This is a genomic window from Pseudoalteromonas sp. P1-9 (genome assembly GCF_001399975.1).
GTDB lineage: Bacteria > Pseudomonadota > Gammaproteobacteria > Enterobacterales > Alteromonadaceae > Pseudoalteromonas.
In genome coordinates, this window is the sequence record NZ_LKBD01000128.1 from 1 (window position 1) to 589 (window position 589).

At 39.6% G+C, this 589-nt stretch carries 1 protein-coding gene; it reads right to left on the bottom strand.

Annotation, left to right across the window (positions count from 1 at the left end; translation table 11 throughout):
- Positions 1 to 115: 115 nt before the first annotated feature.
- The coding region (locus AN214_RS21855) for a transposase (protein WP_152960854.1) at positions 116 to 589 on the bottom strand (474 nt) is incomplete at its 5' end.

Sequence of the window (589 nt, forward strand, 5' to 3'; positions counted from 1 at the left end):
TTATTACTTCGACAACACTTACCTGTCAGATTCAGCTTTTGCTGACTTAAACACAAATAATTCATGCTTGTTCATGCTTATCTAGTTAGGTGTATAGCTCACCCCATTGTGCGACTTAACTTTTTAAAAAACGTTCATCATCGAATACCGTTTTGTTCTTCAACATAAAATAAACACAGCGCCCGAGCTTATGGGCGAGCACTGAGAGTGCTTTGGCTTTACTCATGCGCTTTTGTAATTTGTTTAAGTAGTTCCGAGCTTTGTCGTTACCACGTAAATAAAGCACTGCGGCTTCACTGAATACCCATTTTAAGTGGCCATTACCAATTTTATTGCCACTGGTGCCATAGGTTTTGCCAGCAGATTCTGCTTTACACTTAACGAGCCGACAATAAGATGCGAACGTTTGTACAGACTCAAAGCGATTAATGTCACCAATTTCATACAAAATTGTCATGGCTAGAATAAGGCCAACACCAGGTATGGTACGCAGTTGTGCATAATAGTTTGGTTGATGCTTTTTAGCTTTGCTTTCTAAATAATATTCCAGCTTTTTAAGCTCTTCTGCGTAGGCATCGAGAATGGCCAA